The sequence below is a fragment of the Enterobacter sp. genome, assembly GCF_977039595.1.
In genome coordinates this window covers 1-12,631 of the sequence record NZ_CDRQYH010000095.1, presented here as the reverse complement: position 1 = coordinate 12,631, position 12,631 = coordinate 1, and the positions used below count along the sequence as shown (strand labels likewise).

At 55.5% G+C, this 12,631-nt stretch carries 11 protein-coding genes and 2 pseudogenes; 8 read left to right on the top strand and 5 right to left on the bottom strand.

All coding sequences use genetic code 11. The features are described 5' to 3' along the window. Nucleotides 1–121 precede the first annotated feature (121 nt). A pseudogene (locus ACWYRJ_RS19175) lies at nucleotides 122–757 on the top strand (EAL domain-containing protein); the annotation flags it as partial. A gap of 29 nt (nucleotides 758–786) precedes the next feature. On the opposite strand, the gene ACWYRJ_RS19170 reads toward ACWYRJ_RS19175, so the two are convergent. From ACWYRJ_RS19170 to ACWYRJ_RS19160, 3 genes are all read right to left on the bottom strand, one after another. Further along, nucleotides 787–1,059 carry a DUF883 family protein gene (locus ACWYRJ_RS19170; protein WP_455508442.1) on the bottom strand — a complete coding sequence of 91 codons (273 nt, stop codon included), beginning with the start codon at nucleotides 1,057–1,059 and terminating at the stop codon, nucleotides 787–789. Nucleotides 1,060–1,178: 119 nt separating this feature from the next. Then, nucleotides 1,179–1,847, bottom strand: a complete 669-nt coding sequence (locus tag ACWYRJ_RS19165; RefSeq protein WP_008502293.1) for an epoxyqueuosine reductase QueH — start codon at nucleotides 1,845–1,847, stop codon at nucleotides 1,179–1,181. A 124-nt stretch (nucleotides 1,848–1,971) separates the two neighbouring features. Further along, nucleotides 1,972–2,448, bottom strand: a complete 477-nt coding sequence (locus ACWYRJ_RS19160) for an N-acetyltransferase family protein (RefSeq protein ID WP_455508441.1) — start codon at nucleotides 2,446–2,448, stop codon at nucleotides 1,972–1,974. Nucleotides 2,449–2,538: 90 nt separating this feature from the next. Here ACWYRJ_RS19160 and ACWYRJ_RS19155 point away from each other — a divergent pair, with 90 nt between their 5' ends. Beyond that, the gene (locus ACWYRJ_RS19155; protein WP_455508440.1) at nucleotides 2,539–3,510 is read left to right on the top strand and encodes a LysR family transcriptional regulator; all 972 of its coding nucleotides are present in this window, start codon (nucleotides 2,539–2,541) and stop codon (nucleotides 3,508–3,510) included. Here ACWYRJ_RS19155 and ACWYRJ_RS19150 read toward each other — a convergent pair. Then, nucleotides 3,423–4,328, bottom strand: a complete 906-nt coding sequence (locus ACWYRJ_RS19150) for a LysR family transcriptional regulator (RefSeq protein ID WP_111964653.1) — start codon at nucleotides 4,326–4,328, stop codon at nucleotides 3,423–3,425. The genes ACWYRJ_RS19155 and ACWYRJ_RS19150 overlap by 88 nt on opposite strands. Nucleotides 4,329–4,497: 169 nt before the next feature. Between ACWYRJ_RS19150 and ACWYRJ_RS19145 the strand changes: the two genes are divergently transcribed. The 6 genes from ACWYRJ_RS19145 (at nucleotide 4,498) to ACWYRJ_RS19120 (ending at nucleotide 11,291) form a co-directional block, all read left to right on the top strand. Beyond that, entirely contained in the window at nucleotides 4,498–5,820 is a 1,323-nt protein-coding gene (locus ACWYRJ_RS19145; RefSeq protein ID WP_149366865.1) for an amidohydrolase family protein, read from the top strand. Nucleotides 5,821–5,934: 114 nt separating this feature from the next. Further along, nucleotides 5,935–7,086, top strand: a complete 1,152-nt coding sequence (locus ACWYRJ_RS19140; protein WP_455508439.1) for an arabinose transporter — start codon at nucleotides 5,935–5,937, stop codon at nucleotides 7,084–7,086. 55 nt (nucleotides 7,087–7,141) lie between these two features. Then, complete coding sequence (locus tag ACWYRJ_RS19135; RefSeq protein WP_223582216.1) at nucleotides 7,142–7,912, top strand: SDR family NAD(P)-dependent oxidoreductase; 771 nt, start codon at nucleotides 7,142–7,144, stop codon at nucleotides 7,910–7,912. Between the two features lie 100 nt (nucleotides 7,913–8,012). Then, nucleotides 8,013–8,288, top strand: a complete 276-nt coding sequence (locus ACWYRJ_RS19130; RefSeq protein ID WP_111964649.1) for a metal/formaldehyde-sensitive transcriptional repressor — start codon at nucleotides 8,013–8,015, stop codon at nucleotides 8,286–8,288. Between the two features lie 30 nt (nucleotides 8,289–8,318). Next, a complete protein-coding gene (locus tag ACWYRJ_RS19125) occupies nucleotides 8,319–9,437 on the top strand; it encodes an S-(hydroxymethyl)glutathione dehydrogenase/class III alcohol dehydrogenase (protein WP_021242543.1) in 1,119 nt (372 codons plus the stop codon). A 159-nt stretch (nucleotides 9,438–9,596) separates the two neighbouring features. Then, nucleotides 9,597–11,291 (top strand): methyl-accepting chemotaxis protein, encoded by a 1,695-nt coding sequence (locus ACWYRJ_RS19120; protein ID WP_127730792.1) that lies wholly within the window; start codon nucleotides 9,597–9,599, stop codon nucleotides 11,289–11,291. Between the two features lie 89 nt (nucleotides 11,292–11,380). Here the strand turns inward: ACWYRJ_RS19120 and ACWYRJ_RS19115 are convergent. Continuing rightward, nucleotides 11,381–12,508, bottom strand: a pseudogene (locus ACWYRJ_RS19115) (outer membrane protein assembly factor BamB family protein); the annotation flags it as partial. Nucleotides 12,509–12,631 lie beyond the last annotated feature (123 nt).

Genomic DNA, 12,631 nt, shown 5'->3' with positions numbered 1-12,631 from the left:
ATTGTAGGTGGGCCAGTTGGTGATTTTGAACTTTTGCTTTGCCACGGAACGGTCTGCGTTGTCGGGAAGATACGTGATCTGATCCTTCAACTCAGCAAAAGTTCGATTTATTCAACAAAGCCATAAAAACGGTAAAATTGTCAAGCCAGCCAGTTTTCTCACGGACATTTCAAATAATGAGATATGGTTAAAAATAACAGCGTTAGTCATCCATGCCGCCGTTTCGGGTATTAATAAGTATAACGGGAAATATTATTTTTCTGTGAACATCCCGCCTCGCCTGGCTTCCGGGAATGCATTGCCTGATATGGCACGCAAAGCCATCGATATGCTGCTCAAACCGCAGTGGGCCGAAAAGCTGGTCTTTGAATTTGCAGAGGATATTGACGTGACGAAGGACAAAAGGATCCCTGAAACCATGCGGCATTTACGTAATACGGGGTGTCGATTGTATCTTGATGACTGCTTCTCAAATCATCAAACCATGTTCCCGGTGCGCCAGGTGCATTTTGATGGACTTAAGCTGGATCGGGACATCGTTGAGCATTTTGTGGCAAACGACAATGACTATAACCTGATTAAAGCGATACAGCTTTATAGCGATATGACCGGAACGGACTGTATTGCCGAGGGGGTTGATAGTGAAGAAAAGTTTGAAAAATTAGTCGCGCTGGGCGTCAAGAATTTTCAGGGGTATTATTTATCACGGGCCGTGAAAGAGGAAGAGTTAGACCGTATGGTAAGATTGTTTAGTTAGGTAAAAATAAAGCCCCGAAGGGGCTTTTGTTATTTTCGACCCAGCAACAGACCGAGAACAATACCGACAGCACCCGCGGCGACGAGGCCGGTGAGGGGATTATTTCTGACCGCTTCTGTTACATCGGAAACGGCATCGCTGGCCTGCGCGGCATATTTTTTAACTGCACCTTTTACCTGATGCTTTGGTGAATCAACGAATTCACCAAACTGCTGCTGCGCTGAGCCTGCTAGTTCATCAAATTTATTTTTTGCTTTATCTTCAGCAAACTGGGTGTTTTTATCAGTACCGAAATCAGACATTTTTGCCTCCTTTTGTTGATAATTAAAGGATAGCCGCTCTTTGTGGATACGGGAGACGCAAGGCTAAATTCGGCACCTGAAAGGGCGGTTTTCGGATATATCTCTATATCCGGAACCCGTTATTTCTCATTGTCATCCTGACCGTAAAACAGTTTCCCGATGCGGATCAGCGGGCGGCCCTGTGACTTACGGTGCAGGTTACTGTCTCTGAGCGAATAAACGCAGCCGCAGTATTCCTGCTGGTAAAACTGTTCCCGCTTGCTGATCTCAATCATGCGTGAAGAGCCGCCCTGTTTGCGCCAGTTATAGTCCCAGTAAACCATACCCGGATAGCGCGCGGCCGCACGCTGGCCGCAGTCGTTTATCTGCTGCATGTTCTTCCAGCGGGAGATCCCGAGCGAGCTGCTGATGACGCTGAATCCATTCTCTGCCGCATAGAGCGCCGTACGCTCGAAACGCATATCAAAGCACATGGTGCAGCGGACGCCGCGCTCGGGTTCCCATTCCATGCCTTTCGCGCGCTCAAACCAGTTATCGGTGTCGTAATCGGCATCAACAAACGGCACGCCGTGTTTTTCCGCAAAGCGAATATTCTCCTCTTTACGAATGAGGTATTCCTTTTGCGGATGGATATTGGGGTTATAGAAGAAAATGGTGTACTCAATGCCCGACGCCTGGATGGCCTCCATCACTTCACCCGAGCAGGGGGCGCAGCAGGAGTGCAGCAGCAGTTTGTCAGCGCCGTTTGGCAAGGTGAGTTGAGGGCGGATAAAAGGGGCTGTCGTCATGGCGTTCTGCACTATGTTTATGAATTTTATGGAAGGGTAGCATAAATTCAGAATCTGTTGAGACGGGATCGACGCAGAAAAGAGCGATCCCGCAGGGCGGGATCTTCTCGGGTATGACGTGCCGCTATTCGGCAAATTTGAGCAACGCTTCTCCGTCAAGACGGTATCGCACCCATTCGGACTGCGGCAGCGCGCCAATGCTCAGATAAAAATCGATGGCGGGCTGGTTCCAGTCCAGCACGCTCCATTCGAGGCGGCCACACTGCCGTTTTACCGCGAGCTGAGCGATATGTTTTAGCAGCGCTCTTCCCGCGCCTTTACCGCGATATTCCGGGGAAACGTAAAGGTCTTCCATATAAATCCCGTTGCGGCCAAGCCAGGTTGAATAGCTGGTGAAGAACACGGCATAGCCGGCGATCTTGCCTTCATACTCCGCGATCAACGCTTCGGTTTTTGTGCCTGCGCCAAAGAGCGTTTCCCGGATTTCCTCCGGCGTGGTAACCACTTCTTCCGGGGCTTTTTCATACACCGCCAGCTCGTAAATCATGGCGTAAATGGCCGCCGCATCTTCGGGGCGTGCCTGACGAATGGTGATGCTCATTGTTTTTCCTGCTTTTTAGCGTGCGTCTTGATTGATGGCGTTAAGCATACGGAGTATTGTCCGAAGAATTAAGTGCAATGAAATCAACATATGATGAATATTATGCATCCGGTCCTGAGACGGCTTGATTTAAACCTGCTGCCCGTTTTCGACGCGATCTACCGCCACCGTTCCGTTCGGCTGGCCGCTGACGAGCTGGCGATGAGCACATCCGCGCTCAGCCATGCGCTGTCGCGCCTGCGTGCCACCCTGAATGACCCGCTTTTTTTCCGCGAAGGGCATCGTATGTCCCCCAGCGTTTATGCCTCTCAGCTCGCACCTTCGATTGCTTCCGCACTCTCGTTCCTTAATCATGAACTGACCCCGCAGCCGGAGTTTGATGCAGCCAGCAGTACGGAGAGCCTGCAGATCGCGATAACGGACTTTACCGCGCTTTGCATTTTTCCGGCTCTGATGCACAGGCTGCAGCTTACTGCCCCGGGGTTACGCTTTGAATTGCGCTATCTGCCGCACAGTCCGGCGCTGACGGAACTGCTGGCGGGCGAGGTGGATCTGGCGCTGGGCTTCAGCACTCAGGATGATATCCGATACCCGGAACTGGAAGAGATCGACTGGTTTGAAGATGAGTATGTGGTCATCAGCAACGCGCGGCGGACGCGTCTGACGCTGGAGGATTATCTCGCGGCCCGACATCTGGTGGTGACCCCATGGAATGAGAAGCAGGGCGTTCTTGACGTACGGCTTGAGCAGCTGGGCTATACCCGGCAAATCGCGATCAAAACGCCGTCAATGCTCAGCGCACCGTTTATCGTAGCGGAAAGCGACCTGCTGATGGCGATCCCTCGTTACGCCGCTGAGAAGCTGGTTGCGGCAGCAGACCTGAGGATTTTTGCTTTACCGTTTTCGATACGCACGTTTGAAGTGAAAATTTACTCGCATAAACGCAGCGGCCAGCGGGGCGCAACGCGCTGGCTTCAGGAGGAGCTGCAAATGCTGGCGCAAAATTCCATAAAGGCTTCGACTGCGGCGGGAGCAAGTCGACGTGAAGGCCGCGTGATATAGAGAGGATAGGTTTCGCCCGGCCATTCCGGAAAAATTTCGACCAGCATTCCGTCAGCGATCAGCTGTTCAACGCTGAGTGAAAGCACCTGGGCAATGCCAACGCCACTTACGCAGGACTGAACCATCAGATCGACATCGGTTGTGGTGAGATGGCCACGGGTTTCAACCGTCAGAACTTCCCGACCACGGCGGAATTCCCATTCGAACGGCTTACCGCGGCGAGGATCGATAAACTGGATGCACTCATGACTCTTCAACGCTTCAGGATGCCCCGGTCGCCCGTGCCGTTCCAGATAGGCCGGTGATGCTACCGTCAGCACGCGCGTCTTTAACAACAATTTTGACGTAATAGTCGAGGGGAGTTGCGGCCCAAAACGCACCGCAACATCTATTCCCTCCGTCACTAAATCCCCGACGTCCGGTTGCTGGACCACTGTCAGTTCCAGTTCCGGATGACGTTCGCGTAACAGCGGCAGGTTCGGCGCCAAAATATGTCGGGCAAATATTGGATTAAGACTGACCCTTAATGTACCCCGAACAGCCACGGCGGCACCGGAGACGTAGCTCGCTGCAACTTCGATACCTTCCAGATGCGGCGCGGCGCGCTCATACAAAGCCCGACCTTCATTCGTCAGGTTCAAGGTACGCGTAGTCCGGTTCAGCAAGCGCACGCCTAGCCTCTCTTCAAGCCTGTCTATCGATCTGCTGACGCCAGACGCTGACAGCCCCAGCACCTCGCCAGCGCGGCTGAAGCTGCCCGCCTCTACCACCGCGGCCAACACGCTTAATCCTGACAGTAACCGTCCGTCAAAACTCATTCCCGCTCACCTTTGACTTTATGCAAATATAATTTGAATAAAGCTACCTTTATCAAAGATGGCGCGCAACCTATTGTGTCAGCCAATTCGTTGCGAAGAGCAATTTTCACGATCGTCGTCCTGGCGAACCGCGCAACGAACGGCACCACTTAACCCTGAGGAACATGAAATGACAACGACGCGCACACTTTTTAAAGGCGGCATCATCCTGACCCTGGATGCTGACGTACCCAATCTCTCCGTGGGCGATGTGCTTGTGCAGGACGACCGGATAGCGGCTGTCGGCCCGGATTTGCATGCGGATGAAGCCCATGTGATTGACGCCACCGATCATATTGTTATGCCTGGCCTGATTGATGCCCATCACCACGCGTGGCTTGGGGTTATGCGCCGCATGATGCCGGACGTCGACGATCTTTTTGCTTACATTGATGTCGTCGCAGAGAAACTGGGCAAACACTATCGTCCACTGGACATGTACCTGAGTACCATGCTCACGGCACTTGCCTCACTGGACGCTGGTATCACGACCATTATTGATGCCTGCCACAACTCGCGCAGCCCCGAGCACACTGATGCAGCACTAGATGCTCTAAAGGAGAGCGGCATCCGGGCGTTACATATGGTTGGTGCGGCAATGGATAAAGAAGCTCCATCGGCGCATTTGCCTGCCGATTTGGAGCGACTGTCGCGAGGCTGGAATACAAATGACAGCCTTGTGCAGGTTGGTCTGTTTGGTCAGCTCAATCTTGACTGGTGGGAGATCGCACGCAAGCTCGACATGCGCATTCTGACTGAATTCATCGGCGATCTCGCTAACCTCGGCCCTGAGTTTGCCAGACCGGGCGTACTGGGCACGGATAACATCTTCAATCACTGCTCAAGAGTTCCTCAGGATACGTGGAAGCTGCTGGCCGATGCACGGGTCAACGTCACGGTCAATCCACGTTCGGATGCGTTATTTGGTTTCGACGATGAAACCTTTGCTTACCAGCAGGCTGTTGATAACGGCTTAACCCCGGCGCTGGGCATCGACCTGGATACTGCGTTTGGCAGCGATATGTTCGGAGAAATGCACGCGCTGTTCGGTCAGCAGCGATCGGCTATGCGCTACCGTCGCTTCCGTGGCGAGGAGAACGTGCCATCTCCCATTACGGCAGAGGCGGTCCTTAAGGCGGCAACTGTGAATGGTGCGCGAGCGGCCGGACTTGAGGACCAGATTGGGACCCTTACGCCAGGAAAGCAGGCCGACATTATCATGATTCGTACTAACGGCGTCGCCGTTTTCCCCGTGACCAACGCGATCGGCACTGTTGTGCAGGCGATTGAACGGTCTGATGTGGATACCGTGATGGTGGCTGGCCAGCTGCGCAAGCGTGCGGGCAAATTAACGGGCATCGATCTGGCGTCGCTGAGTGCGGATATCATCCGCTCTCGCGATTACCTGCTCAAAGCCAGCGGCTATCACGCCGATCTCTTTACAGCATCTTGATAACTGAGCGGCCCGACACTCCGGGCCGTTCAACTCTCTCACGCCTGTATCATCAAGGAGAATTTGATGGAAGCCCACGTCATAAAGCGGCTAGCGGAGGATAATACTCTGCCCGTGCTTCTTCCCCGCCCGGCAACGGGCGTTATCGCCGCGCTATTTTTTGGCTATCTGGCCGTCGGACTGCCGTTGCCGGTGATTCCTTTGTTCATCCATGGCCATCTCGGCTTTAGCAACGTCGTGGTGGGACTGGTAATAGGCATCCAGTTCCTGGCAACGGTGCTCACTCGCGGCTACGCCGGACGGATTACCGACCAGAAGGGCGGCAAACGCTCCGCGCTTCAGGGCGCGATCCTTTCGGCGCTGGCTGGAGGACTCTATCTGGTCGCTTCAGCAACGGACCTTTCACCCACAGCGACACTTTGCATTGTTATCGCAGGGCGTCTGATGGCCGGGTTTGGCGAAAGCCAGTTCGTGACGGGATGCGTGTCATGGGCAATTGCCTCCGTTGGCCCTCAGCGCGCCGGGATGTCTATGTCGTGGACTGGCATCGCAATGTTTGCGGCACTTTCAATCGGTGCTCCTGTTGGAATGGCCTTTTATCAGCATTACAGCCTCGCGACGGCGATGATTGCCTGTATTGCTTCACCGCTATTGGCCACGCTGATTGCATTAGGTACTACATCATATAGATCGCCAGGAGGTCCGCGGCTGCCATTCCATCGCGTAGTAGGGCGCATCTGGCGCGAAGGTCTGGGATTGATGCTGCAGGGTGTCGGGCTTTCCGGGCTTACCGCTTTTGCCTCATTGTACTTTGCAGCACATCACTGGCAGAACGCTGGACTGGTAATGACTGCCTTTGGCCTCGGTTTTATTTTTGTTCGCCTCGCCTTCGGGCATCTGCCAGATCGGCTGGGCGGCTACCGCGTTGCGGTATGGTCCCTGGTGGTTGAAGCTCTCGGTCAGGCAATGTTGTGGCTGGGCTCAAACGAAGGGGTGGCGCTTGCCGGCGCTTTGGTCACCGGGTTGGGCTGTGCGCTGGTATTCCCCGCGCTGGGCGTTGAAGCCTTAAGACGCGTTCCACAAGCCAACCGCGGCAGTGCAATGGGCGCATTCGTTGCCTTTCTGGATGTCGCTTATGGAATCGCCGGGCCTGTAGCTGGCCTGATCGCCGGCCAGTTTAGTTATGCCGCTGTATATCTGTCTGGTGCAGTCTGTGCGCTGCTGGGGGCGCTGATTGCGAGCGCGTCTCGCATGCAGCAATCCTGAATAAACATCCGAGCCGGTAGCCCTTGCTGTCGGTTTAATAATCTGGAGAAATTATATGTCACGCATTTTCATCTCCGGTTCGTCTACAGGCCTCGGCCTGATGGCAGCCGAACTGCTGGTTCAACAAGGACATCAGGTTGTATTGCACGCGCGTAATGCCAACCGTGCTGAAGATGCCCTGCGCACCTTACCCCAGGCTGAAGCTGTCGTTGTAGGTGACCTGGAGACCATTGCCGGTGCCAGGGAAACGGCTTTATGCGTCAACGAACTGGGGCATTTCGATGCCGTCATCCACAATGCTGCCGTTGGCTACAACGAAGCGTATCGCGTGACCCGCGACGGGCTGCCGCATGTTTTCGCGATCAACACGCTCTCGGCTTACATACTTACCGCGTTGATTGAACGTCCGCAGCGCCTCGTCTATCTGAGTTCGGGTATGCATCATCATGCCCGGGCAAACCTGGATGATATTCTCTGGCAAAAACGTCGCTGGAATGGTGCTGACGCCTATGCTGAGAGCAAATTACATGACGCTATGCTGGCTTTTGCTCTGGCGCGTCGCTGGCGTAACGTGCGGATCAACAGCCTGGAGCCTGGCTGGGTGCCGACAAAAATGGGTGGGCCGCACGCTCCGGACGATATGGACCTGGCACATCTCACTCAGGCATGGCTCGCAGCCAGCCATGATTCTGCGGCTGATGTGACGGGCAAATATTTCTACCACATGAAGCGCATTGCCGCTAATCCACAGGCTCTCAATGCGGCATTGCAGGATCGTCTCATTGATATATGTACTGAGATTTCAGGGATAACGCTGCCGGAGTAATACGTAACGTTAACAAAATGTGTGTTAACTATAAAAACAGAGTGTTTACATTATATCAATAATAAATGTACCATACCCCCCTATAGTATCAGGAGGGCGTATGCCGCATTCACCCGAAGATAAAAAACGTATTCTTACCCGCGTCCGGCGCATTCGGGGCCAGGTTGATGCCCTTGAACGCGCGCTGGAGGCGGGCGATCCCTGTCTGGCGATCCTGCAGCAAATTGCCGCCGTGCGCGGGGCTGCCAATGGCCTGATGGGCGAAATGGTTGAAATTCACCTCAAAGATGAGCTGGTAGCGGGGGAAACCACGCCGGATCAGCGTGCCGTACGCATGGCGGAAGTCGGCCATTTACTGCGCTCTTATCTAAAATAAATCCACATACCTGACAAGAAGGGAAGACATATGAAATCTCGCGCTGCAGTTGCATTTGGCCCCGGCCAGCCGCTCAAAATCGTTGAAATTGACGTGGCACCGCCAAAGAAAGGTGAAGTGCTGATCAAAATTACCCACACCGGCGTATGTCATACCGATGCGTTTACGCTCTCGGGCGACGATCCTGAAGGCGTTTTCCCGGCGGTACTCGGCCATGAAGGCGGCGGGATTGTGGTGGAAGTGGGCGAGGGTGTGACCAGCCTGAAGCCAGGGGATCACGTGATCCCGCTGTACACCGCGGAATGCGGCGAGTGTAAGTTCTGTAAATCCGGCAAAACTAACCTCTGCCAGGCGGTGCGCGCCACCCAGGGGAAAGGGCTGATGCCGGACGGTACCACCCGTTTCTCGTATAACGGCGAGCCGGTTTATCACTACATGGGCACCAGCACCTTCAGTGAATACACCGTTTGCGCGGAGATCTCGCTGGCGAAGGTGAACCCGCAGGCTCCGCTAGACAAAGTCTGCCTGCTGGGCTGCGGCGTGACCACCGGCATCGGCGCGGTGCACAACACGGCAAAAGTTAAAGAGGGCGATACCGTGGCGGTGTTCGGTCTCGGCGGCATTGGTCTGGCGGTGATTCAGGGTGCGGTTCAGGCGAAAGCCGGTCGTATCATCGCGGTCGACACCAACCCGGAGAAATTCAGGCTGGCGGGTGAAATGGGCGCAACCGATTTCGTGAACCCGAAAGATCACGAGAAGCCGATTCAGGACGTCATCGTTGAGATGACCGACGGCGGCGTGGACTTCAGCTTCGAGTGTATCGGCAACGTCAACGTGATGCGTTCCGCGCTGGAGTGCTGCCACAAAGGCTGGGGCGAGAGCATCATTATTGGCGTGGCGGGAGCGGGCCAGGAAATTAAAACCCGTCCATTCCAGCTGGTCACCGGGCGCGTATGGCGCGGTTCCGCGTTTGGCGGCGTGAAGGGGCGTACCCAGCTTCCGGGTATGGTTGAAGATGCTATGGTCGGCAAGATTCAGCTCGATCCGTTCATTACCCACCGCTTACCGCTGGAGCAGATTAACGAGGCGTTTGATTTGATGCACGAAGGAAAATCCATCCGTACCGTTATCCATTTCGGCGACAAGTAACTCTTCTGCCAGTGGTTTTTAGCCGCTGGCATTTCTTTAATAATCTTCTCGAAAGTGTGACCAGTGCGGCGTTTTAGCCGTAATCTAAATCTCTGCCGTGCCGATGACTATTTAACAGGCGTGTTTTTACGCATCTTACCTACAAGAGAGTCGACGGTCATGGACAACACTACTTCGATGCTGGCGCAGCGCAAGCTGGGCTTCTTGCATCACATCAGGCTGGTTCCGCTGTTTTCCTCCATTCTCGGTGGCATTATTCTTCTGTTTGCCTTGAGCTCGGGTCTGGCAGGGTATTTCCTGCTGCAGGCCGATAACGATCAGCAGGATGTCACATCCGAAATTCAGGTGCGTATGGGGCTGTCGAACAGCTCAAACCATCTGCGAACCGCGCGTATTAATCTGATCCACGCCGGTGCGGCAAGCCGAATCGCGGAGATGGATGCGATGAAGCAGAACATCAGCGAGGCGGAAACACGCATTAAGCAGTCTCAGGATAGCTTTACCGCCTACATGAATCGCGCCGTGCGTACCGCCGAGGGCGCAGCGCTGGATGCGGAGCTTAAGACCCGGTATGACGCCTATATCGCGGGCATGCAGCCGATGGTGAAATTCGCCAAAAACGGCATGTTCGAGGCGATTATCAACCATGAAAACGAAACGGCGCGTCCGCTGGACGACGCTTACAACGCCGTACTGCTGAAGGCAATTAAAATCCGTACTGACCGTGCCAATGCGCTAACGGCGCAGGCGCACAGCCGCACGCAGCTGGGCCTGATGTTTATGGTGGGCGCGTTTGCGCTGGCGCTGGTGCTGACGGCGATGACCTTTGTCGTGCTGCGCCGCACGGTAATCAATCCGCTGCAGCGTGCAGCGAAACGTATCGAGAATATCGCTAAGGGCGACCTGACGATGCCGGACGACGTGGCGGGGCGCAGCGAAATTGGTCGCCTGACGCGCGATCTGCAAACCATGCAGCACTCGCTTGAAAACACCGTAGGCACCGTACGTCAGGGGGCGGAGGAGATCTACCGCGGCACCAGCGAGATTTCAGCCGGTAACACCGACCTCTCTTCCCGTACCGAGCAGCAGGCCGCAGCCATTGAGCAAACTGCCGCGAGCATGGAACAGCTCACCGCGACGGTGAAGCAGAACGCCGATAACGCCCATCACGCCAGCAAGCTGGCGGAAGATGCCTCCGGTAAAGCCAGTCGCGGCGGTCAGATGGTTTCCGGCGTGGTGAAAACCATGGGCAATATCTCCAGCAGCTCGAAGAAGATCTCTGAAATCACCGCCGTGATTAACAGCATTGCCTTCCAGACCAATATCCTGGCGCTAAACGCGGCGGTAGAAGCGGCGCGGGCGGGCGAGCAGGGGCGCGGATTTGCCGTGGTGGCAAGTGAAGTGCGCACTCTGGCAAGCCGCAGCGCGAATGCCGCAAAAGAGATCGAAAGCCTGATCAACGAATCCGTTTCGCTGATCGACCAGGGTTCCGGTGAAGTTGTCGCCGCCGGTAACACTATGAATGAAATCGTTGAAGCGGTTAAACGCGTGACCGACATCATGCTGGAGATTGCCGCAGCGTCCGACGAGCAGAGCCGCGGTATCGTGCAGGTGAGCCAGGCGATTTCCGAGATGGATAAAGTGACCCAGCAGAACGCCTCGCTGGTGGAAGAAGCCTCCGCGGCGGCGGCTTCTCTGGAAGAACAGGGCGCGCGTCTGACCGAGGCGGTCGGGGCGTTTCGGTTGAGCAGCAAGACACAGGGGCGCACTCAACCGCAGAACTCCGCAGCGGTAAAACCGGCTGCACTACGTCCGGCGGTAGCAGATAGCGGGGATAACTGGGAGACGTTCTGAGTCGACAGCCGCGTCGGGTGGCGCTTCGCTTACCCGACCTACAAAAACTGACCTACAAAAAAGGGACCTTTCGGTCCCTTTTTCACATCTTATTTCTTATCGGGTAACGCGTACGCGATAACGTAATCACCGCGATCCGGCGACTGGCGGGCGCCACCGGCGTTAATGATGATGTACTGCTTACCGGTTTTCGGCGACACGTAGGTCATCGGTCCGGACTGGCTGCCGACAGGCAGACGGTCTTTCCAGATCTCTTTCCCGGTGGCGGTATCAAACGCGCGCAGGTAGAAATCCTGGGTGCCGGCGAAGAACAGCAGGCCGGACTGGGTAGAGAGCGACGCGCCCAGGGTGGGCATGCCGATTGGGATTGGCATGTGCATACGAATGCCCAGCGGGCCGGTATCTTCCACCGTGCCGACAGGGACCTGCCACACCAGCTTGCCGGTTTTCAGGTCAACGGCTGACATAGTGCCAAACGGCGGCTTCTGGCACGGAATACCCAGCGGCGACAGGAAGCGTTCGCGCATCGCGCCGAACGGCGTGCCGTCCATTGGGACAATCCCCATCTCGATGCCGCTGGCATTTTTCGCCACGTTCGCGCGCGGCACCATATAGTTTGCCAGGCCCAGGCGCATATCGTTGACGAACATCAGGCTGTTGTTCGGGTCAACGGAGACGCTGCCCCAGTTCATTCCGCCGAGTGAGCCAGGGAACTGCAGGGAACGGTCGAGACCCGGTGGGGTGAAGACGCCCTGATGACGCATCTCTTTAAACTGAATGCGGCACAGCAGCAGGTCGACAGGCGTCGCGCCCCACATGTCGGATTCGGTCAGCGTCTGGTTGCCAATCATCGGCATGCCGACGGAGTACGGCTGGGTCGGGGAATAGCGTTCACCTTCAACGTTACCCGCCGGGACAGGGCGTTCCTCTACCTTCGCGACCGGCTTACCGGTTTCGCGGTTAAGCATGAAGATCATGCCCTGCTTGCTGGTCTGCACCAGCACAGGCGTGGTGCCGCCCTTACCGTCAGGCAGGTCGTACAGCAGCGGCTGGGAAGGCAGGTCGAAGTCCCACAGGTCGTGGTGGGTGGTCTGGAAATGCCAGCGAACCTGACCGGAGGCCGCGTCGACGGCGACGATGGAGGAACTGTACTTATCGTCCAGCGCGGTACGCTCTCCCGCCCAGAAGTCTGGCGTGGCGTTGCCGGTTGGCAGCACGGAAAAATCATGAAAATTCCCGTAAATAAAGGCTTCCCAGAACCTTCAAAAGGTACTCCGGATCCATCGCGCACATCGCTCTTTTGTGTTTAATACTCGCTTTTAGTGTCGTTTCACTTTTTA

Excerpts from the sequence above, each read along its gene's own strand:
- ACWYRJ_RS19170 (WP_455508442.1), bottom strand. The coding sequence starts at position 1,059 with ATGTCTGATTTCGGTACTGATAAAAACACCCAGTTTGCTGAAGATAAA.
- ACWYRJ_RS19150 (WP_111964653.1), bottom strand. The coding sequence starts at position 4,328 with ATGAGTTTTGACGGACGGTTACTGTCAGGATTAAGCGTGTTGGCCGCG.
- ACWYRJ_RS19155 (WP_455508440.1), top strand. The coding sequence starts at position 2,539 with ATGATGAATATTATGCATCCGGTCCTGAGACGGCTTGATTTAAACCTG.
- ACWYRJ_RS19125 (WP_021242543.1), top strand. The coding sequence starts at position 8,319 with ATGAAATCTCGCGCTGCAGTTGCATTTGGCCCCGGCCAGCCGCTCAAA.
- ACWYRJ_RS19135 (WP_223582216.1), top strand. The coding sequence starts at position 7,142 with ATGTCACGCATTTTCATCTCCGGTTCGTCTACAGGCCTCGGCCTGATG.
- ACWYRJ_RS19130 (WP_111964649.1), top strand. The coding sequence starts at position 8,013 with ATGCCGCATTCACCCGAAGATAAAAAACGTATTCTTACCCGCGTCCGG.
- ACWYRJ_RS19165 (WP_008502293.1), bottom strand. The coding sequence starts at position 1,847 with ATGACGACAGCCCCTTTTATCCGCCCTCAACTCACCTTGCCAAACGGC.
- ACWYRJ_RS19120 (WP_127730792.1), top strand. The coding sequence starts at position 9,597 with ATGGACAACACTACTTCGATGCTGGCGCAGCGCAAGCTGGGCTTCTTG.
- ACWYRJ_RS19145 (WP_149366865.1), top strand. The coding sequence starts at position 4,498 with ATGACAACGACGCGCACACTTTTTAAAGGCGGCATCATCCTGACCCTG.
- ACWYRJ_RS19160 (WP_455508441.1), bottom strand. The coding sequence starts at position 2,448 with ATGAGCATCACCATTCGTCAGGCACGCCCCGAAGATGCGGCGGCCATT.